This window comes from Sinorhizobium sp. BG8 (assembly GCF_016864555.1).
Classification (GTDB): Bacteria; Pseudomonadota; Alphaproteobacteria; order Rhizobiales; family Rhizobiaceae; genus BG8.
On the sequence record NZ_CP044011.1, the window covers coordinates 3,837,004 to 3,859,941 of the forward strand.

A 22,938-nucleotide genomic window follows, 5' to 3' on the forward strand; every position below is an offset into this window, starting at 1 on the left:
AGTCGATTGGCACGCGTGGAAATTGCCCGTTGAGCTAGCCGACGCACATAAGGCCTCCCACACGGGGAGGCCTTATGTGGATGCAGTGCGCCGGTCAGGGCAAGCAGGCCTGCTAGTAGGCGGACCGGCCGTCAGGCGCCGCAGTTGCTCAGCTGGTGGGAGTAGGACTTCGCCATTCTCGCGGTGCGCCCGGCACCGACCTTGGCCTGGTCGCTCCATTTGCCGCGCGAATAGCCGCCGTGCCCCATGTAGTAGGCGATGTAGAGACGATAAGGATCGTTGAGCGCGATACCGTTCTTCTCGTGGCTCTTGTGGTGGTACCAGCCGATGAAACGGATGGCATCGGCAAAATCCGTTCGCCGTGCGCTCCATCGCCCTGTCTCGCTCTTGTAGCGATCCCAGGTCCCATCGAGGGCCTGCGAGTAGCCATAGGCGCTCGACACGCGCTTCCACGGAATGAAGCCGAGAAGCTTCGTGCGCGGAGGCTTGGCGTTATGCCGGAACCCGGATTCCGTATAGATCGTCGCCATCAGGACCGGTACCGGCACGCCATATTCGCGCTCCGTCCGATAGGCGGCGCGACGCCAGTTTCCGAATACGCCGTCACGCTGCTCGAATACCGCACAGGCATTGGTAGTCTGCCGCGGAACAGTGCCGCAGCCAGCAAGGATCATCATGAGGGCGACGACAAATACGCCACGCATCGCTCAACCTCTCGTTTTCGAGAGATTGATAATTGGTAAAGCTTAAAGTTTGGTTTTTAGACAATACCTTAACACATGCGGGCAGGTCCGTGGGCAAAGCTGGAAAGTGGCGCAAACATGCCCGGATCCGGTCAGCGGTCGGCCCTGAACTTGTTCTTCAGCCGCGCTATATTCTCCGCACTCCACCCCTCGATCCCGAGAACCGCGACCCAGCCGTCAATGTAGTGCTCGCCTGCGAAGACATGCCCGAATCCCATGGGGGATGTCGTGGACATCGCGAGGTCGAGACCGAGCTGCAGGAACGTCACGACCGGATACCACTTGAACTGGGGCGACACATCGGGGCCGATCGGTGCGACCATCCATTCTGGGCGCCGGTAGAGCGACTGATAGGAGAAGAAGGTTATCGGATCGCTCGCATATTGCAGGTAGACGATGCGCATCGCCCCCCAGGGTGCGTTGGCCTCCGAGAGTGCATTGCGCTGGCTGGTGAAGCGCACGAACGATCCGTCCTTCACCCGAGGCAGCCAGGCCGGCGATGCCGGATCGCGCATGTTGGTCATGGACCGCCATATCCGGCTCGGAAACGGAGGCCCCGCCCAGAATGCGCCCTGGTAGGGATCGCCGATGACCTCGAAGAGTTCGGCCGATTGCTCTGAACTCAGTGCCCCGAGACTGAGCCCGTGCAGGTACAATTTCGGACGCGCGTCCTTCGGCAGGCTGGTCCAGTACCCGTAGACCTCGCGGAACAACGCCTGTGCGGCCTGTGCTCCATAGTCGGGCTCTACAAGCAATGAAAGCCAGCTCGAGAGGTAGGAATACTGGATTGCGACGCTCGCGACATCCCCGCGGGTCAGGTACTCGACGGGACCGATCCCCTCGGGATCGACCCAACCGGTTCCCGTGGGCATGATGACGATGAGTGTCGAGCGCTGGAACCCGCCAACACGGATCAATTCCTGGAGTGCGAGCTTCGCGCGGTCCTCAGCGCTCGCGGCACCATTCAGCCCCACATAGACGCGGATCGGTTCGAGCGCCTCTCCGCCGAGAAACGCCGACAGCTGGTCCTTCGTCGGGGCGTTGGCCACGAATTCCCGCCCTCTCCTGCCGAGATCTTCCCAGGTAACGAGCGATGCCTCGCTGCCCGTTCGCGCGGGGTCGGTCGGTCGCGGGGTATCGGGCTCGATGAGCTCATCCAGTGCGCGCAGGGAAGAATCGGCCGCGTGGAGTGCGAACCGGAAAAGGACGCCTTCCACGGCGCTCCAGAACAGTACGACCGCGAGAACGCCTCCGATGACATAAGAAAGACGCGTCGGTGCGAAGCGTTGCGATATCCGTGAAGAGGCGAAAAGCACGAAACGGAACAGCCGAGCAAGAGCGATGAGGACAAGGAAAGCGACGAGCGCAATCAATCCGACCTTGAAGGGATGCCCGGTCTCCACCGGCTCGAGATGCATGAGCGAGCGGATGGAGTTCTGCCATTCCGCGGTGCGCCAGAGAAATACCGCAACAACGATTGCGCAGGCCGCCGATGCCAGGAGCTTGATCAGGCGGGCAACGCGACTGCGGGGCACCGGAAGTTCGAGATAGACCCAGATGGCATAGAACAACACGCCGAGGCCGTAGCCGATGGCGAGCGACACGCCGGACAGGACGCCCTGTGTGACGTAGGTGCGCGGCAGCAGGCTCGGAGTGAGCGAGGCGGCGAAGAAGAGTGTTCCGAGAAGCAGGCCGATGGACGAGAACGAAAACCAGAATCTGGCAAGCCAAAGCTGCATGTCATCGTCCCCGGTGTGCGTGCGTAAGGATGCGGGCACAACTTGGCACGGGCTCGCAGCCGACGCAATGCGGCGAAGGTTCAGCCTCCGCCGCCTGCCAAGTCCCCGTCAATCCTGTGCGATGCGATCGACGCGATCTGGATAGAAAGCCAGATGGTCCTTGATCGCAACGACCGACTGATAGGGCGCCTCGTAGCTCCAGGCCGCATTGACCGCCCCTTCGCCGCCGAAAGGAATGCTGTAATACGAACACTGGCCCTTGTAGGGGCAATAGGTCGTGTGCAGCGATGTCTCCAGCAACGACATGTCCACATCGTCGCGTGGGATATATTGCACCGGTGGGTAGCTCGCCTCGCGAAGGGTCAGAGCCCTGCGGCTATCGGCGATGACGCGGCCCGCAAGCGTCACGACAACGCGCGCTGGATTGGCTTCGATCGTGATCGGATGATCCGGTCCGGGAATTCTGACGGGCTTTTCCGGCATCGTCAGGTGTCCTTCTATTGAAAGTGTCACTTGGTTGACGCGCGGGGGCTGCCATTACATCGAAAGATCGCAATTCCGTCGAGCGCCGTCATCCGCGATCGTCTTGCGAAAGATGGCAATTTTGAAAGCGTTCGAAGCGATTGCCGGACCTCAAGGCACACAAGAGCGCCGATTGGGGGAATTGCCCCCCTAGCCGCGCTGCAGGAGAGCCCGTCCGATCGGCTTCGGCGCCTCGCTGCGAAGAACCAGCGAGGTGGTGACCGAACCGTATCGGGCGATCGAATCGACGATCGTCTCCAGTTCTCCGGGGGAAGGCACGAGCACCTTCAAGAGGAAGCAATCCTCCCCTGTCAGTCTGAGAACCTCGATGACATGCGGCATTTCCGCGAAACGTTGCAAGCACGTGCGGATGTGTTCGTGCGTGGTGCGAAGCCTGATCACCGCCATCATGCCGAGGCCTAGCGCGGCAGGCTCGACCCGCGCGGCATATCCCGAGAGGATGCCGCGCTCCTCCAGCCGCCTTACCCGCTCGGATGTCGCCGGCTGCGAGAGCCCGACGCGTCGGCCGAGTTCGGATATGGCAATGCGGCCGTCGGACTGAAGGATCTCGATGATGGCGATGTCGGTCGGATCGAGAGCCGGTGATCGCAATGAGGCGTCGGACATGGCGGGACCTTGAATGTATTTGTCGGACGGATGTTTTTCCGATGACTCTGCATAGCCCATGGACGCCCGATCCGCCAGAATCCGGTTGGTTTCGATTGGTTTCAATGAGGACAAGGCATGAAGGACGCAATCATACTCCCCGGCATCGGCGGTTCCGGCGCAAGCCATTGGCAGAGCATATGGGAGGAAAGACATCCAAGTCTCCGACGTTTCGAGCCCGCGGATTGGAACAAGCCGGAACTTGACGACTGGTGCGAGGCGCTCGAGCGCGCCGTCGCCGCGTCCGCGGAGCCGCCGGTCCTCGTCGCCCACAGCCTCGCATGCCTTCTGGTCGCCCACTGGCAGGCCCGCAGCGGCACTCAGGTAAACGGCGCGCTTCTCGTCGCGGTTCCCGATCCCGCATCGGACGCGTTTCCGCCCGAGGCAAGCGACTTCGCCGACCCGCCGCGGGCCCCGCTTCGCTTCCGCTCGCTTATCGTTGCCAGCACCGATGACCCGTATGGAACGACCGACCACGCCCGGGACATGGCTGCCCGATGGGGAAGCGATATCGTCTTAGCAGGTGCGCTCGGCCACATAAACGGCAGCAGCCGCCTCGGTGACTGGCCGGACGGCTGGGCACTGCTTCGGGAATTTGCATCGAAATAGCCGCAAGCAACTGCGCTCGCGGCCGGTTCTTACCGCCGGCCGTTCCGAAGCGCGGGGCCGCCCTCGTTGCGGTCTCTTTTCAATGCCCCGTCAGAGCAGGCGACAATACGCCTTTGTCGCCGAGCGCCGGTCTCGGCGTGCAACGCCAACCCGGGCAACGTCCCTGCGCTTTGCCGTGCCCCTCGAAACGCGAGGATCAGCCAAGCGAGCTGATCAATTCGCGATAGGCCTTCTCCGGGAATGCTTTCAGGGTCTTCGTGCGAACATTGCCGGCCATGCCCAGGCTGAGGCAGAAGCGTGCGGCGACCGCGTCGTCCGGCGCCTCACAGACGGCAACCATGTCGTGGTCACCCATGGTGAGATAGAAATCCTTGAAGGAACCGCCCATGTCTCCGAGAAGTTTCTTCGCCGCGTCGAGACGCTTCGGCGAATCCCGAACGTTCTTGATTCCCTGCTCCGTCCAGTTGATCAGAACGATATACATAGTCATGGCACACCTCCCCTGCTCGCGTCCGAAGGATGCGGCGGCAATGCCCAAGCCCACTATCCAATATACGCCCGTGGCAGATGGGCCACAAGGAATGCGACGGCGCGGAGTCGGTGCCTGGTCCCCACGTTCCGGGGCGGATCTCTTGCCCTAACGCGTCGGAAAGCCCCTCTTCCGCCATTCGCTTTTCGGGACTTCATTGCCCACGGCAAAAGCGAACGAGAGGACCCTTGTTGCGCCTTCATCAACCTCGCAGCGGAAGCGCAGATCGTACCAGCGACGGTCGGCGTAGAAGGCCGCGCGGCGCACTTCCAGCACCGTTCCCTTTGACAATCGGAAGGAGGGGATCATCTGCGGATCGTAGCGAGGCGCCCCATGCCGAAGCTGCGCGTAGAGTTCAGAGCTGCACAGCTGCCCGACGCGATCCCCGCGGGGAAGATCGCCCATCGCGGTCATTGCCACCGGATTGTCGGTGGCTTCCGTGGAGAAAATCTTCTTGGCTTCGGGAAGCGGCTCCTCCGGCACATCTGCCGCCTCGGCGGCCTCCGCTTCGCTCGCCTCCGCTTGCGTCGTATCCGATTGTTCTTGCGGAGGCTTGGCCTCTTCCTTCGTCAGATCGCTCGTATCCTTCCGTGGACCGGCGTCCTTCTCGCCGAAAGCGACCACCGGCCGCAGGACAGGAATGGGCACACGCGCCGGCGGCTGCTCCTGCGTTTCCTTGGTCTGCTCGGGCTGCTGAGCTTCGGCAGGCTTTTGTTCCGGAGCGGGTTGCTCCTCGGCCTTCTCCTCAGCCTTCTCCTTCTCCTCCTCCTTCTTCTCCTCCTCCGGCGGCGTAACGAGTTCGACGTTGACGCTCTCTTCCTTCGGTGGGGTGAAGTCCGGCAGCGGAAGACGCACGAGCAGGACGACGAGGATCATTGCGTGAAGCACGACCGAAATGATCACACCCCAGCCGGGGATCTGCCAACGCTCTTTTCCCATCCGCCGCAACATCCAAAGCACCTGCCGTCCCGAAGAACGCCACTCCGCAGGAGACTCGTCCGGGGCCGAAAACGAAACCCGGCCAGTTTGGCTGGCCGGGCTGCAATATCAATAGGGACTATCCGCATGAAGAGCAATGCGGCAGGCCATCGGGTGGTTCGGGGCATGGCTCCAACGGAAAAGGCCGGACGCTATGCCCGGCCTTTTCCAATCCTATGAGCGATCGTCTCGATAAGCCGAGCGATCCGTTAGCTGTCGAGAAAGCTTCTCAACTTCCTGGAGCGGCTCGGGTGCTTGAGCTTCCGGAGCGCCTTCGCCTCGATCTGACGGATACGCTCACGAGTGACCGAGAACTGCTGGCCGACTTCTTCGAGCGTGTGGTCGGTGTTCATGCCGATACCGAAGCGCATGCGCAGGACACGTTCTTCACGCGGGGTCAGCGAGGCGAGAACACGGGTGGTCGTCTCGCGAAGGTTCGCCTGAATGGCGGCGTCGATCGGCAGAAGCGCATTCTTGTCTTCGATGAAGTCACCGAGATGCGAATCTTCTTCGTCACCGACAGGGGTTTCGAGCGAGATCGGCTCCTTGGCGATCTTCAGGACCTTGCGGACCTTTTCGAGCGGCATGGCGAGCTTTTCGGCCAGTTCTTCCGGCGTCGGTTCGCGGCCGATCTCGTGCAGCATCTGGCGCGATGTGCGGACGATCTTGTTGATCGTCTCGATCATGTGCACCGGAATGCGGATCGTGCGTGCCTGGTCGGCAATCGAGCGGGTAATCGCCTGCCTGATCCACCACGTCGCATAGGTCGAGAACTTGTATCCGCGGCGGTACTCGAACTTGTCCACGGCCTTCATCAGGCCGATGTTGCCTTCCTGGATCAGATCGAGGAACTGCAGACCGCGGTTCGTGTACTTCTTGGCGATGGAGATCACGAGACGAAGGTTGGCCTCGACCATTTCCTTCTTGGCGATGCGCGCCTCGCGTTCACCCTTCTGCACCATGGACACGATGCGGCGGAACTCGGCGATCGAGATGCCGGTCTCGGTTGCCAGATTCTGGATTTCCTGGCGGATGTCGCGAATCGTCGAATTCTCGTTCTTGGCGAACTCCTTCCAGCCCTTGGCCGCAAGGTTCGCGATCGACTTCATCCAGTTCGGATCGAGTTCGGCACCGGAATACTGCTCGAGGAACGACTCGCGCTTCACGCCATAGGATTCGGCAAGCCGCAGCAGGCGGCCTTCGTTCTGCATCAGGCGCTTGGAGATGTCGTAGAGCTGTTCCACCAGGCTGTCGACGCGGTTCTGGTTCAGAGACAGCGACTTGACGGCGGTGATCAGCTCGTCCTTGAGCTCCTTGTAGCGGCGCTCCTGGGCGGGCGACAGCGTACCGGTTGCGGCAAGGCGTGCTTCAACCTGCTGGTCCTGCAGCTTGCGCAGCTTGCGATACGTGTCGGCGATGCTGTCGAGCGTCAGCATCACCTGCGGACGGAGTTCCGCTTCCATCGCGGCAAGCGAGAGGTTCGACTCGTCGTCGTCCTCTTCCTCCTCCTCCGGAGGCATCATGTCGCCGCCGACATTGGTGATGTCGTCATCGTTCGCCGCAGTGCGGGTCTTGCGGGCCTTTTCCTTCTCTTCGGCTGCCTTGCGGTCGGCCTCGATCTTTTCCGGGCTCTGGAACTGCGGCGCAGCCTTGGCTTCCGGACCGGAATAGGTCGTTTCGAGATCGATGATCTCGCGAAGCAGGGTCTGCCCCTCGTTCAGTTCGTCGCGCCAGATGATAATGGCCTGGAAGGTCAGCGGGCTCTCACAGAGACCAGCGATCATGGTCTCGCGGCCGGCCTCGATGCGCTTGGCGATAGCGATTTCGCCCTCGCGCGACAGAAGCTCCACCGAGCCCATCTCGCGCAGATACATACGCACCGGATCGTCCGTGCGATCCGTCGGTTCCTTCTTCTTGGCCGTGGCCAGCGCCGTGCCGCTCGAAGGCGCGAGTTCGCCGCCTTCGCTTTCGCTGTCGTCGCTCGAATCGTCGTCGTCGCCGCCCTGGGCGCCTTCCTCGGCATCTTCATCCTCGATGACGTTGATGCCCATGTCGGAAAGCATGGCCATCGTGTCCTCGATCTGCTCGGAGGTCACTTCCTCCGAGGGCAGTACCGAGTTCAGCTCGTCCATCGTGACATAGCCGCGCTTCTTCGCGGCCTTGATCATTCTCTTGACTGCGTCATCGGAAAGATCGAGAAGCGGGCCGTCCGGTGCGCCTTCGCGTTCAGCTTCCGCCTCTTCGTTTTCTTTGACTTTTGTCGCCATTTATTTCGTCGCCTTCGTGAAGCATCCAGTTTTGGAACGATGCGGGACTAGCGGACGACCATTGTCGCCACGCGTCCTGCGAGTCAGCGTCCCAGACCTAACGGAATGACAATTAAATCCTGATTAACCACGCCCTGACCCTCAAGGTCGCGGCCCTGTTGCCTCGGCAACATGATTGACATGATTTCCCGATCCGCCGTACCCATCCACCTGTGCTAGGAATGGTGATTCCCAGAATTTTTCGATCCGTCAAGCTTTTCCGGCAAAAAACCGGCAATACCCGTAGGTTTTGCGCTATTCGGTGGAAAAGCCGCCCATATGCGGGTTACAAGGCATGATGTAGTGAGCGTCTTCTAAAAGACAAGGGCAGCCAGCGCCATGGCGTCGTCCTCAGGTTCGTTTGCCGCGATTCGCACCGATACGCAATGCCTCTTTCCACAGCATTAGTACCAGTCCATGACGACCTTTCCGGAGTTGCCGGATCGCATGGCCTCGAAGCCGTCACGGAAGTCGTCGATCGCGATGCGGTGGGTGATGATCGGCGAAAGGTCGAGGCCGCCTTGTACGAATGCGATCATCTTGTACCAGGTCTCGAACATTTCCCGCCCGTAGATCCCCTTGAGGGTCAGCATCTTGAAAATGACCTTGTTCCAGTCGATGCCGAAGCCGTCCGGCGCGATGCCGAGAATGGCGATCTTGCCGCCGTTGTTCATGGCGTCGATCATAGAGCGAAAGGCGGGCGGCGCGCCCGACATTTCCAGCCCGACGTCGAAACCCTCCGTCATGCCGATCGTGGCCATCACGTCCGCCAGGTCCTGCTTTGACGCATCGACCACATGGTCGATGCCGACCTTGCGCGCGAGATCCAGCCGTACGGGATTGATGTCGGTGATTACCACCTTGCGGGCACCCGCGCGCTTGGCCACCATCGCGCCCATGATGCCGATGGGCCCGGCACCGGTGACGAGCACGTCCTCGCCCACGAGGTCGAAGGAAAGTGCCGTATGCACCGCATTGCCGAACGGATCGAAGATCGCTGCCACCTCGTCCGGCACCTCGACGGGGATCGGCACCACGTTGTGTTCGGGAATGCAGACGAACTCGCCGAACGATCCTGGCCGGTTGACGCCGACGCCCTGGGTAAAGTGGCAGAGATGTCCCCTGCCCGCGCGGCAGTTGCGGCACTTGCCGCAGACGATGTGCCCTTCCCCGGAGACGCGTTCGCCGACGTGATACTTGGTGACGGCCGAGCCCGTCTCGGCGATCTCGCCCACGAACTCGTGACCGACGACCATCGGGACGGGAATCGTCTTTTGCGCCCAGTGGTCCCAGTTCCAGATATGGACGTCAGTGCCGCAGATCGCCGATTTCTTCACACGGATGAGAACGTCGTTGGGTCCGGGTTCGGGAACAGGCACTTGCTCCATCCAGAGGCCTGCTTCAGGCTTCGATTTAACAAGGGCACGCATCATGTTCGACATGACGAAATCTCCGCAAGCGATTCAGAAGACTCTCAAATCACACCCAGTTCACGTCCCACTTCAGCAAAGACGGCGATCGCGCGCCTCACGTCATCCTCTTCATGGGCGGCCGACATCTGGGTGCGGATGCGGGCCCGCCCCTTCGGCACGACAGGGAAGGAAAAGCCGACCACATAGACGCCCTTCTCAAGCATGCGGGCAGCCATCTCCTGGGCGAGCGCCGCATCGCCGAGCATAACGGGAATGATCGGGTGACCCTCGCCCGCAAGCGTGAAGCCCAGCTTCGTCATCTCCGAGCGGAAGAGCGCCGCATTGGCGTATAGCCGCCCACGCAGGGCATCCCCGTTTTCCACCAGATCGAAGACCTTGAGCGAGGCGCCGGCAATGACCGGTGCCAGCGTGTTGGAGAAGAGATAGGGGCGCGAACGCTGGCGAAGCCAGTCCACCACTTCGCGCTTGGCCGACGTGTAGCCGCCGGACGCGCCGCCAAGCGCCTTTCCGAGCGTGCCGGTGATGATGTCCACCCGCCCTTCGACGCCGCAGTACTCGGCCGAGCCGCGACCATGCTTGCCCACGAAGCCGACGGCGTGGCTGTCGTCCACCATGACCATCGCGTCATATTTGTCCGCAAGATCGCAGACCCCTTCGAGGTTGGCGATAATGCCGTCCATGGAGAATACCCCGTCGGTGGCGATCATCCTGAAGCGGCAGGCCTCCGCCTTCTTCAGCTCTTCTTCGAGTGCTGCCATGTCGTTGTTCGCGTAGCGAAAGCGTTTCGCCTTGGAAAGCCGCACGCCGTCTATGATCGAAGCATGGTTCAGCGCATCCGAGATGATTGCGTCCTCTTCGGAAAGCAGCGTCTCGAAGAGACCGCCATTCGCATCGAAGCAGGAAGAATAGAGGATCGTATCCTCCATCCCGAGAAAGCTGGAAATGCGCTCCTCGAGCTGCTTGTGCTCTTCCTGCGTACCGCAAATGAAGCGCACCGACGCCATGCCGTAGCCGTAGCGGTCGAGCGCCTGCTTGGCGGCCTTCGCCAGTTCCTCGCTGTCGGCGAGCCCCAGATAATTGTTGGCGCAGAAGTTGAGGACTCGCGCGCCGGAGGAAACTTCGATCTCGCCGGCCTGCTTGGACGTGATGACGCGTTCGGATTTGTAGAGACCGGCGGCCTTGAGGTCGGCAAGTTCAAGGCGGAGGTGGGTGAGGAATTGGGATGTCATGGCAGCGGGCCCATTTCCGGAGGAGGAGTGATCCACGGTTCAGTTGCTGAAATGACTATCACGCCGCCGCCGGCTTGTCCTCATCTCGCATTGGCGCCAAGGAGCATCGGCCGCTCCCTTGTGTCGCTCTGCCTTCAATCGGGCGCAAGCGTGCCATCCGGGTCTACATCTGCCTTCTTCTCGCTTCTGGCATAGCGGGAAAGGCGCGTGAGCGTGGTGAACCAGGCCGGGTTGCGGTAGGGACCGAACTTGAAGAACTGCCGGTCCTCCGCATCGAACGGCCGGAAGCCGATCCGCCCCGTGGTCCGGGAAATCTTGCGACCGTTCGCCCAGATCTCGACCAGTGACTGCTCGTCAGCTCCGATGCGCAGATGATAGACCATCGTCGTCCACTTGCCGAAGGGATCGGGCAAGGGGGCGAAGACCTCCACGCTGATGTCGCGGGCGCACGAAACCTCGGCCTCCTCTTCCCCCGGAGCGACGGTGTGGGTAACCCCCTTCAGATCGTGCCCGATCGAAAGCGGAGGCGACGACTGTATCTCGTCAAAAAGGGTCGGCGCGTTGAGGTCGTGCCCATCGCCGTACCCAGGCCGCGACCGGGCGGTCTCCTGCGCGGCGATGACGACGCGGCAGAGCACGTCCGCCGGATTGCGCTCCGGCAACTCGTTATCCTGTTCGATCGTGACCTTGAATATGCGCTCGTTGAAACGCTGGGCGAGGAGTGGCGCATCCTTGGGCGGATCGTCCTGCTTCCATTGCCCGATGACGAACCGCCCGGTACGCGAAGTGATGCTGTCGTCGACGAACATGTCGAAACGATACCAGATGTCGGTGCCTATCGGCTTCCAGACAGCTTTCGCTTCCCAGAGTTCCGCCCGCTCCTGGCCATCCGCCGTGTAGGAGCCATCCTCGTTGCGGCATCCGGCGTGCGACTGGGGCGAAAGCAGAGCGCCGGTTGTACGCCGGTTTCGGACGGTCGCCGTCGCCGCTGACCGTCCTTCGCCGTCCACCGGTCCGAAGGTGAAGCTGTTCTCGCTCCGGCTGCAGACAAACCAGTTTGGCGAGGGGCTACCGCTCCCGAAATCATCGAAGATCGCCTGGGCCGCTGCAGGGCAGGCCTGGGACGCCATGAAGCAGGTGATCAGAGCGGCAGGACCTGCACGCACATAGCTCTCCCTCGGAAATCAAGTGTCAAACGAGGCTGCCTCCCGGATGGCCGAACTTAGCATAACGCAATTTTCGGTCCCCTGCGGCGGCAAGCGACGAATTTTGCGACTGCCGTTTCGGGTGCGCGTTATCCGCCCTCCAGATACGCCTCGATGACCGCCAGGAACTGGTCGCCGTATCGATCGCGCTTCGCCTCGCCTATGCCGGGAATGTCGAGCAGTTCGACATCGTCACGCGGGCGCTCTTTTGCCAGCGCAATGAGCGTCGTGTCGGGAAAGACGACATAGGGCGGCACGTCCATCTCCTGAGCGATCGATCTCCGCTCGGCCCGCAGCAGTTCGAAGAGTTCGAGATCGGAACCGGAGAGCGCAGACCGCTCGCGTCCGGCGGAAGTCCTTGCGCCACGAGCCGCCTTGCCCGACGTCAGGCGATCCTTGCGGAACAGCACCTGGCGCTCGTGCCGGAAGACCGCCCGGGACTCGGGTTCGAGCTGAAGTGCACCGTAAGCGGCATGATCGACCTTGATCAGTCCGGCAGCGAGAAGTTGGCGGAACACGGATTGCCAGGTTCGGGCGGGAATATCCTTGCCGGCTCCGAACACCGGCATGCTGGTGTGGCCGAAGCGCTCGGTCTTCTCATTGACGTTGCCGGTGAGCACATCGATCACGTGGCCGGCGCCGAAGCGCTCGCCGGTGCGGTAGACTGCGGCAAGCGCGGTGATGGCGGCTTCCGTTCCGTCCCAGGTCTCGACCGGATTGCGGCAGGTATCGCAATTGCCGCAGTTGCCCGGATGAGCCTCACCGAAATGGCCGAGGATCGCCTGTCGTCGGCATCCCGCCGTTTCGCAGATTGCGAGTAGCGCATTGAGCTTCGATCGTTCGATGCGTTTGATTTCCTCCGCCGCCCCGCCTTCGTCGATCATCCGGCGGCGCTGGAGCACGTCAGCCATCCCATAGGCCATCCAGACCTCGGAGGGCAGTCCGTCGCGCCCTGCCCGCCCCGTCTCCTGATAGAAGGCTTCCACAGAGCCCGGAAGATCGAGATGGGCGACGTAGCGCACGTCCGGCTTGTCGATGCCCATGCCGAAGGCGACCGTCGCCACGAGGCAGAGATTTTCCTCCTTGAGAAAGGCGTCCTGATTGGCGTCGCGCACGGCGCGGTCGAAACCCGCATGGTAGGGCAGCGCGCGAATTCCCTGGACATTGAGCCATTCGGCCGTGTCCTCGACCTTGGCGCGCGACAGGCAGTAGACGATGCCGCTCGCCCCCTCGTGCCTGGACAGAAATCGCAGGAGCTGCTGGCGCGGCTGGTCGCGCTCGGCGATGTGGTAGGTGATGTTCGGCCGATCGAAGCTCGTGCTGAAGATTCTGGCGTTGTCCAACGCCAGCCGGGCGACGATATCGTCACGCGTATGGGGATCGGCAGTTGCGGTGAGCGCGACACGCGGAACGCCGGGATGGGCTTCCGCCAGGAGCCCGAGTTCGCGGTACTCCGGACGAAAATCGTGCCCCCACTGGGATACGCAGTGCGCTTCGTCGATCGCAAAGAGTGCGATGCGGCTCGTACCGATCATCTCGCGAAAGCCGGGGGTGAGGATCCTTTCGGGGGTGACGTAAAGAAGGTCCAGCTCGCCGGCAGCAAGCGATCGTTTGACCGCCGCCGCTTCCTCGCGCGACAGCGAGGAATTGAGCGCCGCGGCCCTGACGCCAAGCTGCTTCAGGGCTTCAACCTGGTCGCGCATGAGCGCAATCAGCGGCGAGATGACGATGCCGACGCCTGGCCGGCAAAGTGCCGGAATCTGGAAGCAGAGGGACTTGCCGGCACCGGTCGGGAAGAGCACCACGGCATCGCCCCCTCCGGCGACGTGCTCGACGACGTCCTGTTGCCGGCCACGGAACGCGGAATAGCCGTAGACCCGCTTGAGTACCTCGAGGGGGTCGCGAACCGTTGCGGTCGCAAAGAGTCTGTCTATGGAATGGGAGGAATCGGACATGATGCCTGCAATTCTATGGGAACGGATCTGCGGAGGGAACCGCGCCACTGCGAACGAAACCATTGTGCGTTAGAATAAGAGTGGTGGGACGAAGCGGGAATGACGGGAGCACTCGTGGTCTCCTGCACGGTGGAACCTCAAGCACGAGGGAGCGACACCATGAAAAGCGCCGGATCGAAGGCACATTGGGAAGGCGTCTACGCCACGAAGGCGGAGCAGGACGTCAGTTGGTTCCAGCCTTCCCCAACGCTATCGCTGGAACTGATCGCCGGCCTTGGTCCCGCTGCAGATACCGGCGTCATCGACATTGGCGGGGGTGCCTCACGCCTTGTCGATGAACTCCTCGCCAAAGGTTTCGAGACCATCGCGGTGCTTGACCTCTCCGAAAAGGCCCTGGCGGTGGCGAAGGCGCGCCTCGGCGGCCCGGCGGCACGGGTCAGGTGGATCAACGCCGACGTGACGACGTGGCAACCGTCCGGGACCTACGACATCTGGCATGACCGGGCAGCGCTCCACTTTCTGACGGACGAGCGCGACCAGGAGGCCTATGTTTCCCGGCTGCGTCAGACCGTGAAGATTGGCGGGCATGCCATCATCGCCACCTTTGCTCCGGACGGACCGGAGAAGTGCAGTGGCCTGCCGGTCCTACGCCACAGCCCGGAAAGCCTAGCTGCAATGCTGGGCGACGATTTCACCCTCATCGAAAGCCGCCACCTGGAGCATTGTACGCCTTGGGGGACAAAGCAGTCCTTCCAGTACAGCCTGTTTCGGCACGATGCATGAGCGCCTCGGCAGGCATCGCGGGAAAATCGGCGCGATCCATGACAAGGTTCTCAGGATGACACTCCGCTCCTTCAGAGCAGGCAGGCGAACCGGCTCGCCGCGAGGCGAAACTCCTCAGGCGAAAAGCCGGAGAAGCCTATGACAAGCCCCTGCTGTGGCGGGTGCGAGACATACATGGACGAGAGCGCCCGGGCTCCCAACCCTGCCGTTGCGGCTGTGGCAGCGGCCTCGACATCGGAGGTCGGCACTTTCAGCCGGGCCACGAGGTGCAGCCCCTGGTCCGGGACGATCACCTCCAGGGCGGCGGATCTCGTGCCCGAGCGCAGCCCCTCGACCAGCCCATCCCTTGCCGCCTCGGTTCGCCTTCGAGCCCGGCGCAGGTGGGCGGCGAAGTGGCCTTCCCGCAGGAGGTCGGTCATCGCCCCCTCCGCCAGCGTTGGCGGATACCTGTCGGTACGCATGCGCAACGCGACGACCTGGCTCAAGAGCGGTTCGGGTATCACGGCGTAGCCGAGCCTCAACCCGGGAAACAGCACCTTCGAAAACGTGCCGAGGTAGATGACGCGATCAGAACCGTCCAGTCCCTGCATGGCCGTCAATGGCGCCCCGGCGAAGCGGAACTCGCTGTCGTAGTCGTCCTCGATGATCCACGCGGCATTGTCTCTCGCCCACTCGATGAGCGCGAGCCTGCGGCGCATGCTCATTGTCACCCCGAGTGGAAACTGGTGAGAGGGAGTGACATAGACCGCCCTCGCTCGGGGCATGAGGTTCCGGCCCAGTTCCGCATCCAGTCCTTCCGCATCCACAGGAACGCCCGCGATGCGCATGCCGGCCCCCGTGAAGGCGAGGCGCGCGCTTGGATAGCACGGATCCTCCAGCCAGACGCCGTCCCCCGGCCGAAGTGCCGTGCGGATGATGAGGTCCAGTCCTTGCTGCGTGCCAGAGGTGATGACGATGGAGGCTGCATCGCACCGTACGCCGCGCGCGCTACGGAGATAGGAAGCGATCGCTTCCCTCAGTTCCAGGCTTCCCAGGGGATCGCCGTAGTGGAAGTGGGCTGGCACCGGCCTGGCGAGATGCCACGACAGCAGCTTGCGGAAGGTACCGAGGGTGCGTGGATCGGAAACCGCGACGCCAAGCGTGCCCGGAAGCGGCAGTGCACTCTCGGCAGTACGAGCGCCATTCTCGGACGAGGGCCGCAGATGCGGCACCCGCTCCGCCACGAAGGTCCCCGCCCCTACCCTTGCCTCGGCGAAGCCATCCGCGGTCAGCATCTCGAACGCCGCCACGACGGAGGCACGGGAGACCTTCAGCCGAGCCGCAAGGTCGCGGGTCGGCGGAAGCTTGCCGCCCGGCGGAACGGCACCCGTCTCGATCAGCCTCCTGATTGCGCCATAAAGCGCGGCCGTCCTCGGGCCGGCATCCGGGAGGACCGGGACAAGCGCCGACCAGTCCGGTGAATTGGTCCAGATTTTTCTCTTCGAATTGGAACTTTTTCGAGCCAATGCCATGGCGCAAGCTAAGGTGACGAATACAGGAAGGCAAGGCCATGTTCAGACAGACGACACCGGATACCCAGTCCTACCCCGTAACGGAGCGCAACCGCGTGAAGCGCCTGCACGAGCGCGGCAGCTATGACCGGGCAGCCGTCCACGCCATTCTCGATGCCTCCCTGCTCTGCCACGTGGCCTATGTGATCGACGGGCAGCCCTATTGCACGCCGACCATCTTCTGGCGCGAGGGCGAGATGCTCTACTGGCATGGATCGTCGGCAAGCCGCATGCTCAGGCACCTGAAACAGGGAACGCCGGCCAGCCTGACCGTATCCCACCTCGACGGCCTGGTCCTGGCGCGTGCCGGCTTCAACCACTCGGCCAACTATCGTTCGGCGATGTGCTTCGGCGTGGCGCGCATCATCGATGATCCGCAGGAGAAGGCCGAAGCTATCCGCGGCGTCGTGGATCGCTTCTATCCGGGACGAAGCTCCACCCTGCGCCCCGTCACGACCCAGGAGGTCAAGGCGACAACGGTCATCGGCATGCACATCGACGAAGCCTCGGCAAAGGTCCGGGCCAAAGGCGTTGGCGACAACGAGGAAGATTACGGCCATCCGGTCTGGGCCGGGGTCATCCCGGTCAGGACCATCGTCGGCGAGCCGCAGGTGTGTCCCCGCCTCGTAGACGGCGTCGCCCCGCCGGATCTCTTCTCGCTTTATCAACCCGGCGAAACACTCGACCAGGCACTCTCGGAGGCGCAGAGCATCTACGAGCGCGAGGCAACCGCCTGAAGGGTGGCACAGTGATCCGGACGGAAAGCCGCTATTTCTTCGGGAACATGAAAACCAGGGCGGCCCTCAGGCCCCATTCCGGGCCGCCGGGCGGTGCGTCGGCATAGTATCTGACGCCGAACTGCAGGCTGACCGGCTGGGTTCCGAAATGCGTCACCTGCGCGAACATCAGGTTGATCGGCACCGTCCATTCGGAATGCTCCCAGTCGTAGGTCGATTCCGTGTTGAGCGTCACGGAACGTCCGTGCCCAAGTGCATAGGAAACGAACGGCTGCAGGAAGGTCTGGTTGACGTCCTCGCGGTCGCCGTCACCGGCGACCGACCAGATGTGGTTCGCAAGCCCGCCGACCGTCCATGGACCATGCTGGACGAGAGCGACACCTGTCGGGCCCAGCCCGAACTTGCCGGTGCCGAGCGCGTCGTCCGAGGCGGTTGGAATAAGAAAAGCCGGCCCGAGCCCCCAGATCAATCCTCCGGGACCGGGCTGGCTCGGGCTGAAAAAGAAGCTCTGGGTGATGTCGCCAAGCCCGAAGAGATCGCTGTCACCCGGAATGTAGTCGCGGTAGGAGATCGGCAGTATCGTCCTCGAGATGATGTTCCATTCATCGTTGAGCTCGATCGGTACGACCGGCTGGAAGTTCATCGTATAGGCAAAGCCGTCATCATCAGGACCGGCACCGAAATCGAAATTGCTCTGGAACGGGACACTGATGAGGGACGCAACCGGATTGGAGAGCTGCTTCGACAGCGCGTCTGCGTCCGCTTGCTGCGCGAGCGCAGCTCCGGCCGTGGAGAGCAGCGGTCCGAATGCGGCAAGAATCTTGGCAATTCCCGGGAAATTCATCAGCTTTTCCCTCCACCTTTCCGGAAATATTGCACGAGGCCGGCGATTCGACCAGACGAGCCCCTGGTTCCGTGGTGGCGCGGATAACAGCGCGGTTTGCTTCCCCGCTGTGCCCGTGGAAAGATGTCTCGCATCGACCGATCGTTTCCGATTCGAGCCGTCAGTACCTTGGAGGCATGTTTGACCAGCATTTCCGACGTCAGCGAGGCCTTGAGGATCCCGACCTTCGAGGATGTGAAGGCCGCCCGTGAACGCATATTCGGTTTCGCCCACCGCACGCCGGTCCTGACCTCCCGGACGGCCGACGAACAGGCGTCCGCCAGCTTGTTCTTCAAGGCGGAGAACCTGCAACGCGTCGGCGCCTTCAAGTTTCGCGGCGCCTACAACGCAATAGCAGCCCTCGACGCAAGCGCGCGGCAAAGAGGCGTCATCGCCTTCTCCTCGGGCAATCACGCCCAGGCAATCGCCTATGCCGCGAAGCTGCAGGGGGCTCCGGCGACGATCGTCATGCCGAGTGACGCCCCGGCGATCAAGATAGCCGCCACGAGGGGCTATGGCGCGGAAGTCGTGTTCTACGACCGCTATACGGAGGATCGCGAGGCAATAGGTCGGAGACTTGCGGCCGAGCGGGGAGCCTCCCTCATTCCCCCCTACGACCACCCGGACGTGATCGCCGGACAGGGCACTGCCGTCATGGAACTGATCGAGGAGGTGGGAGAACTCGACCTTGTCGTCGTGCCGCTCGGCGGAGGCGGCCTGCTCGCCGGCAGCGCGCTCAGCGTGACGGCTCTCCTCCCCGATTGCACGATCATCGGCGTCGAGCCCGAAGCTGGCAACGACGGCCAGCAATCCCTGCGCAAGGGCGAGGTCATCCGTATCCCCGTGCCCAAATCCATCGCCGACGGCGCTCTGACGCCGAGTGTCGGCAACTGCAATTTTCCGATCCTCAAACGCGATGTCGACGATATCGTCACTGCCAGCGATGCCGAACTCGTCGCAACCATGCGCTTTTTTGCCGAACGCATGAAGATCATCGTGGAGCCGACGGGCTGTCTCGCAGCGGCGGCCGTGCTGCAAGGAACGATCCCCTGTGCCGGAAAGCGGGTCGGCATCGTGCTGAGCGGCGGAAATGTGGACCTGGCGACGTTCAGCGCGCTGGTGGAAGCGCGCTGAATTCCGCGGCAGCAGCGGGGAGCGCTTCGTGCTGCCTGACCGACATCGCGGGAACCGGACAGCCCGTCCTCCGCAAGTCGGCCCCGCGCCGGCGCATCATCCCTTCGCGGGTCCCTTGACCCTGCCGGAAAGGACGCCGAAGCCGTCGATGATCGCTTCCTGGTTCTCGAGCCGCACAGTTTCAAGCTGGACTTCCTGAAGCGCGCGCAGGATTTGCGGAACCCTGTCGTCGTCCCCTTCTTCCGTCGCCTGCGCGAGTTCGCGCTCGAGTTCGCGACGCTGCCAGAGCAACGCCCGTGTGCGCTTGTGCAGTGCCATCGCCTGGAGATAGCCCTCGCGTGCATCCTCCGGCGCGGCTTCCCCCGTTGCCGTCCATATTCTGGAATTGCGGATCTGCTGGTCGAGCCCCTTCAGCATGGCGTCAAAGCCCGCCGCCTCCAGTTCCTCCACCAGCCGCTCGCGGTCGAGCCGCACGCCTGCAGCCGCCGCGATCCCAAGTACGGCGGACCAGAAGCGCTGAAGGTCCCGATTTTCGAATTCGATTGCGGCGATCTCGTCATATTCCTCGAAGAGGATCTGCGGGTGGTTGACGATGGTGAGGGCGAGCACGCTTTCTCTCAGCGCCGGCAGATCCTGCGCGCCGCGCACCAGTGTCGAGCGGGCAAGCCGGTCGGATATGCCGGCGACCGCTGCGCCACCGCGCGCGCCCTGCTGCCCGCGCCCGCCCGGCTGACGCTGTCGGCCACCAAAGCCGCCCCGTTCGCCCACCGGTTGCTGGGCTGGCCGGAAGAAGGCGTTGAGCCGGTCGCGCATGTCCTGCTGATAGTGCCGCCTGACATCCTCGTCCGCGATCACGCCGGTTATCTGCCTGAGGCGCGCCTCGAGTTCGGCGCGGCTTTCCGGCGTCTCGAAGGTGCCGCTGCCGGCCTCCCGCCCCCATATCATGTCGGCAAGCGCGCGGGCATTGGCCAGCACCTTGTCGAACGGGCCCCTTCCCTCATGGCGCACGAGGTCATCCGGATCCTTGCCATCAGGCAGCATCGCGAAGCGGACCGTACGGCCGGGCTTGATGTGCGGCAGCGCCAGATCCGCGGCACGGTTCGCCGCACGGACGCCCGCCCCGTCGCCGTCGAAGCAGAGGACGGGCTGCGGCGTCATCTTCCACAGCAGTTCGAGCTGGTTCTCGGTAAGCGCCGTGCCGAGCGGCGCGACCGCGTTCTCGACGCCCGCCTGATGCAGGGCGATCACGTCCATGTAGCCCTCGACCGCGATGATCGTGCCCGGTCCGCTCGCAGACTGTGCCGCACGCCGGGCTCGGGTGAAATTGTAGAGGACGTTGCCCTTGTGGAAGAGTTCGGTCTCGTTCGAATTCAGGTACTTGGCCGGCGCATCCGGAGACATGGCCCGGCCGCCGAAGGCAATCACCTTCTCGCGCGAAGAAAGGATCGGAAACATGATGCGATCGCGGAAGCGATCGTAGGAAACAGGGATTTCCGGCCCGTGAACGACGAGACCGCAGGCCTCGATGCTTTCCTTGCCGACCCCTTTGCCCGCCAGGAATTCCTTCAGCGCGTTGCGGCTTTCAGGTGCATAGCCGAGCCGGAAGGTTTCGATCGTGCGACCGGTGAGACCGCGATCGCGAAGGTAAGCCCGCGCCCGGGCGCCGTTCGCCGTCTGCAGCTGGTCCTGAAAGAATCGGGTCGCCATCTCCATGACGTCGAGCAGCCCGGTGCGTTCCTTGTCCCGCCGCTCCGCCTGCGGATCGGCCGCCGGCAACGGCACGCCGGCCATGTCGGCGATCGTTTGCACCGCCTCGGGAAAACTCAGCCCCTCGAGTTCGGTCAGAAACCGGAAATGGTCTCCGCTCACGCCGCATCCGAAGCAGTGATAGTTGCCCTTGCGGTCCTGGCAATGGAAGCTCGGGGACTTTTCTCCGTGGAAAGGGCAGCACGCCCAGTAGTCGCCGCGAGACACGTTCGTCTTCTTGCGGTCCCAGGTCACGCGTCTGCCGATCACGTTCGAAATCGGAACGCGGTCACGGATGTCGTCAAGAAAGGCGTTGGAAAAGCGCATGGGTCCCTCGGCAAGCTCATCATATAGACGCGCTGCGGTTCGCTCGCCACCCATTGTCGCGCCGCCCACAGCAATTCACAGGGTGAGAACGTCGCAGGTACCGCATCTGTGAAAGACAACCCTTGATCGAAAGAGCATTCGAGTCTAACTGGGGGCCCACGCACGGTTCCCGTCCGATGGACCAGACAGACATGCCGATTTCCGCCGATACCCTTATCGCAGACGCGCGTTTCTTTCCCACAGTGCAGCAGGGCGCCCGCACACTCCTTGACATATACCGCGAAAATCCGCGGCTGACGGCGATCTTCGGAAGCCAGCAGCGATGGCTGATGGCCCATGGCGGTTTCGGCCTTCATTGCGACCACGATCCGGCCGATCCGGCAAGCGGCCTCTATGCCAGCCGCTTCATCAGCCTCATGGTGCGCAAGAACGTGGCGAGCCGCAACACGGCGGCCGCGTTCATAAACGAAATGCTCGCCTATCGCTTCATCCGGCCCATGGACCTCAACAGGGCGTCCAAGCCGAGGCACCTGGAGCCGACAGAGACGACGAGCGAGGCCATGGCGAGCTGGATTGCCGTGCATCTTGCGCTTCTTGACGACTTCGACGGCGAAAGCCGACATGAAGCGCTCCGACGCTCTCCCGATTTGCTCTGGCGGCTACAACCCGCGATCGCATTCGCGTTGATCGACAGCGCCATCATTCGCCATCCGGGACCGACCTTCGATCTTTTCACCTGGGCAAGCGCGGGTGGTCTTCTGATGGATCGCCTGTTCGCCTCGATCGTCGTTCCGGGGGAAGACACCGACCAGCCGGATCGTTTCTCGGCCGGCAGCCTCTCGTTCAGCGAGATCTCTGGCAGCTACATGATCTCGCGTACCCATGTGAAGCGCCTGTTTTCCGCCGCCGCCGAACTCGGGAGCGTCGGCTGGAGCGGTCCGACCGGCAACAGTGTCGTCTGGTTGTCGCGCAGCTTCCTCAATGAGTATCAGCTGTTCCAGGCCGAAAAGTACGCAATCATCGACCGCGCCCTCGCCGCGGCGCTATAGCGCCGTCCCTTCCCCCATCTGAAAACGCAAAGGCCGTGAGTTGTGCCCACGGCCTTTGAAATGCTTCGGTCTGTCCCGGCCTGTTACTTCAGCAGGTCCTTCACCATGCCGGATGCCTTCGCGAAATCCATCTGGCCCGGATAGCGTTCCTTGAGCGCGTTCATGCATTTGCCCATGTCGCGCAGTCCGTGCGCGCCGGTCTCGCGAACCACGCTGGCGCACAGTTCCCGGACCTTGTCCTCGGCGATCTGCTGGGGCAGGAACTGGTTGATGACGGCGATTTCCTCGCGCTCCTGATCGGCAAGGTCCTGGCGTCCTGCCTCCTGGTAGATGCGGGAGGATTCCTCGCGCTGCTTCACCATCTTGGCGAGGATCTGCATGATGTCTTCATCACCGACAGGATCCTTGCCGACTCCGCGATTGGCGATGTCACGATCCTTGATCGCTGCCTGGATCAGCCGGACGGTGGATAGCCGCCGCGTGTCCTTCGCTTTCAAAGCATCCTTCAGGGCGTTTGCGAGTTGCTCGCGCATGTTTTTTCTCCGCTGGAAGCCACGCCAGGCATCAAGCGCGGCGACGGCTTCTCGTCTTGTTATTGGGCATCCTCATAGACCAGCACAGGCACCGCAATCAAACGGATTGCGTAACCTGTTGAATCTGAAGACATTATAATTCCGGACAATTCACAGGGATCGGTTGACCCGGACCCGGGCATTGTCTATTTTCCGGCACCTGCACGAAAATCGGCATGAGGTGGAACCGACGCGGCTCGCCGCGCGCCCATGCCCGCGAGATAAATGGCGCCTGGCCACGCG

20 protein-coding genes are annotated in these 22,938 nt (G+C 62.7%); 5 read left to right on the forward strand and 15 right to left on the reverse strand.

All coding sequences use genetic code 11. From position 1 onward, the window contains the following. Positions 1-131 precede the first annotated feature (131 nt). From F3Y30_RS17985 to F3Y30_RS18000, 4 genes are all read right to left on the reverse strand, one after another. The gene (locus F3Y30_RS17985) at positions 132-704 is read right to left on the reverse strand and encodes a transglycosylase SLT domain-containing protein (RefSeq protein ID WP_203424058.1); all 573 of its coding nucleotides are present in this window, start codon (positions 702-704) and stop codon (positions 132-134) included. A 131-nt stretch (positions 705-835) separates the two neighbouring features. After that, the gene (locus F3Y30_RS17990) at positions 836-2,482 is read right to left on the reverse strand and encodes an alpha/beta-hydrolase family protein (RefSeq protein WP_203424059.1); all 1,647 of its coding nucleotides are present in this window, start codon (positions 2,480-2,482) and stop codon (positions 836-838) included. Between the two features lie 108 nt (positions 2,483-2,590). After that, the gene (locus F3Y30_RS17995; protein WP_203424060.1) at positions 2,591-2,965 is read right to left on the reverse strand and encodes a DUF427 domain-containing protein; all 375 of its coding nucleotides are present in this window, start codon (positions 2,963-2,965) and stop codon (positions 2,591-2,593) included. Between the two features lie 189 nt (positions 2,966-3,154). Next, positions 3,155-3,631, reverse strand: a complete 477-nt coding sequence (locus F3Y30_RS18000) for an Lrp/AsnC family transcriptional regulator (protein WP_203424061.1) — start codon at positions 3,629-3,631, stop codon at positions 3,155-3,157. A 117-nt stretch (positions 3,632-3,748) separates the two neighbouring features. Between F3Y30_RS18000 and F3Y30_RS18005 the strand changes: the two genes are divergently transcribed. Further along, the gene (locus F3Y30_RS18005; protein ID WP_203424062.1) at positions 3,749-4,279 is read left to right on the forward strand and encodes an alpha/beta hydrolase; all 531 of its coding nucleotides are present in this window, start codon (positions 3,749-3,751) and stop codon (positions 4,277-4,279) included. Between the two features lie 196 nt (positions 4,280-4,475). On the opposite strand, the gene F3Y30_RS18010 is transcribed toward F3Y30_RS18005, so the two are convergent. The 7 genes from F3Y30_RS18010 to recQ all read right to left on the reverse strand — a co-directional run bounded on the left by F3Y30_RS18010 (position 4,476) and on the right by recQ (position 13,914). Continuing rightward, positions 4,476-4,769, reverse strand: coding sequence for a GYD domain-containing protein (locus F3Y30_RS18010; RefSeq protein WP_203424063.1), 294 nt, complete (start codon positions 4,767-4,769; stop codon positions 4,476-4,478). A gap of 147 nt (positions 4,770-4,916) precedes the next feature. After that, entirely contained in the window at positions 4,917-5,747 is an 831-nt protein-coding gene (locus F3Y30_RS18015) for a DUF930 domain-containing protein (protein WP_246752787.1), read from the reverse strand. Positions 5,748-5,995: 248 nt separating this feature from the next. Next, positions 5,996-8,053: an RNA polymerase sigma factor RpoD gene (gene rpoD / locus F3Y30_RS18020; RefSeq protein ID WP_203424064.1), complete on the reverse strand. Its 2,058-nt coding sequence runs from the start codon at positions 8,051-8,053 to the stop codon at positions 5,996-5,998. Between the two features lie 443 nt (positions 8,054-8,496). Continuing rightward, entirely contained in the window at positions 8,497-9,534 is a 1,038-nt protein-coding gene (gene tdh / locus F3Y30_RS18025; RefSeq protein ID WP_203424065.1) for an L-threonine 3-dehydrogenase, read from the reverse strand. 32 nt (positions 9,535-9,566) lie between these two features. Beyond that, a complete protein-coding gene (locus F3Y30_RS18030; protein ID WP_203424066.1) occupies positions 9,567-10,754 on the reverse strand; it encodes a glycine C-acetyltransferase in 1,188 nt (395 codons plus the stop codon). Between the two features lie 134 nt (positions 10,755-10,888). After that, on the reverse strand, positions 10,889-11,920 hold the full coding sequence (locus tag F3Y30_RS18035) for a heparin lyase I family protein (protein ID WP_246752788.1): 1,032 nt from the start codon (positions 11,918-11,920) through the stop codon (positions 10,889-10,891). Positions 11,921-12,048: 128 nt separating this feature from the next. After that, positions 12,049-13,914 (reverse strand): DNA helicase RecQ, encoded by a 1,866-nt coding sequence (gene recQ / locus F3Y30_RS18040; protein ID WP_203424067.1) that lies wholly within the window; start codon positions 13,912-13,914, stop codon positions 12,049-12,051. A 159-nt stretch (positions 13,915-14,073) separates the two neighbouring features. On the opposite strand from recQ, the gene F3Y30_RS18045 reads away from it, so the two are divergent. Further along, positions 14,074-14,697, forward strand: coding sequence for a class I SAM-dependent methyltransferase (locus F3Y30_RS18045; protein ID WP_203424068.1), 624 nt, complete (start codon positions 14,074-14,076; stop codon positions 14,695-14,697). 71 nt (positions 14,698-14,768) lie between these two features. Here F3Y30_RS18045 and F3Y30_RS18050 read toward each other — a convergent pair whose 3' ends face one another. Continuing rightward, the gene (locus F3Y30_RS18050; RefSeq protein WP_203424069.1) at positions 14,769-16,208 is read right to left on the reverse strand and encodes a PLP-dependent aminotransferase family protein; all 1,440 of its coding nucleotides are present in this window, start codon (positions 16,206-16,208) and stop codon (positions 14,769-14,771) included. A gap of 38 nt (positions 16,209-16,246) precedes the next feature. Here F3Y30_RS18050 and F3Y30_RS18055 point away from each other — a divergent pair, with 38 nt between their 5' ends. Continuing rightward, positions 16,247-16,984, forward strand: a complete 738-nt coding sequence (locus F3Y30_RS18055; RefSeq protein WP_203424070.1) for a pyridoxamine 5'-phosphate oxidase family protein — start codon at positions 16,247-16,249, stop codon at positions 16,982-16,984. Between the two features lie 31 nt (positions 16,985-17,015). Here the strand turns inward: F3Y30_RS18055 and F3Y30_RS18060 are convergent, their stop codons facing one another. Next, positions 17,016-17,828, reverse strand: a complete 813-nt coding sequence (locus F3Y30_RS18060; RefSeq protein ID WP_203424071.1) for a transporter — start codon at positions 17,826-17,828, stop codon at positions 17,016-17,018. Positions 17,829-18,008: 180 nt separating this feature from the next. On the opposite strand from F3Y30_RS18060, the gene F3Y30_RS18065 reads away from it, so the two are divergent. Continuing rightward, complete coding sequence (locus F3Y30_RS18065) at positions 18,009-19,001, forward strand: threo-3-hydroxy-L-aspartate ammonia-lyase (protein WP_246752789.1); 993 nt, start codon at positions 18,009-18,011, stop codon at positions 18,999-19,001. Between the two features lie 96 nt (positions 19,002-19,097). Here F3Y30_RS18065 and dnaG read toward each other — a convergent pair whose 3' ends face one another. Next, positions 19,098-21,074, reverse strand: a complete 1,977-nt coding sequence (gene dnaG, locus F3Y30_RS18070; RefSeq protein ID WP_203424073.1) for a DNA primase — start codon at positions 21,072-21,074, stop codon at positions 19,098-19,100. Positions 21,075-21,250: 176 nt separating this feature from the next. Here dnaG and F3Y30_RS18075 point away from each other — a divergent pair, with 176 nt between their 5' ends. Then, positions 21,251-22,123, forward strand: coding sequence for a hypothetical protein (locus tag F3Y30_RS18075; protein WP_246752790.1), 873 nt, complete (start codon positions 21,251-21,253; stop codon positions 22,121-22,123). A gap of 83 nt (positions 22,124-22,206) precedes the next feature. Here F3Y30_RS18075 and F3Y30_RS18080 read toward each other — a convergent pair whose 3' ends face one another. Further along, positions 22,207-22,656, reverse strand: coding sequence for a GatB/YqeY domain-containing protein (locus F3Y30_RS18080; RefSeq protein WP_203424074.1), 450 nt, complete (start codon positions 22,654-22,656; stop codon positions 22,207-22,209). Positions 22,657-22,938: the final 282 nt, after the last annotated feature.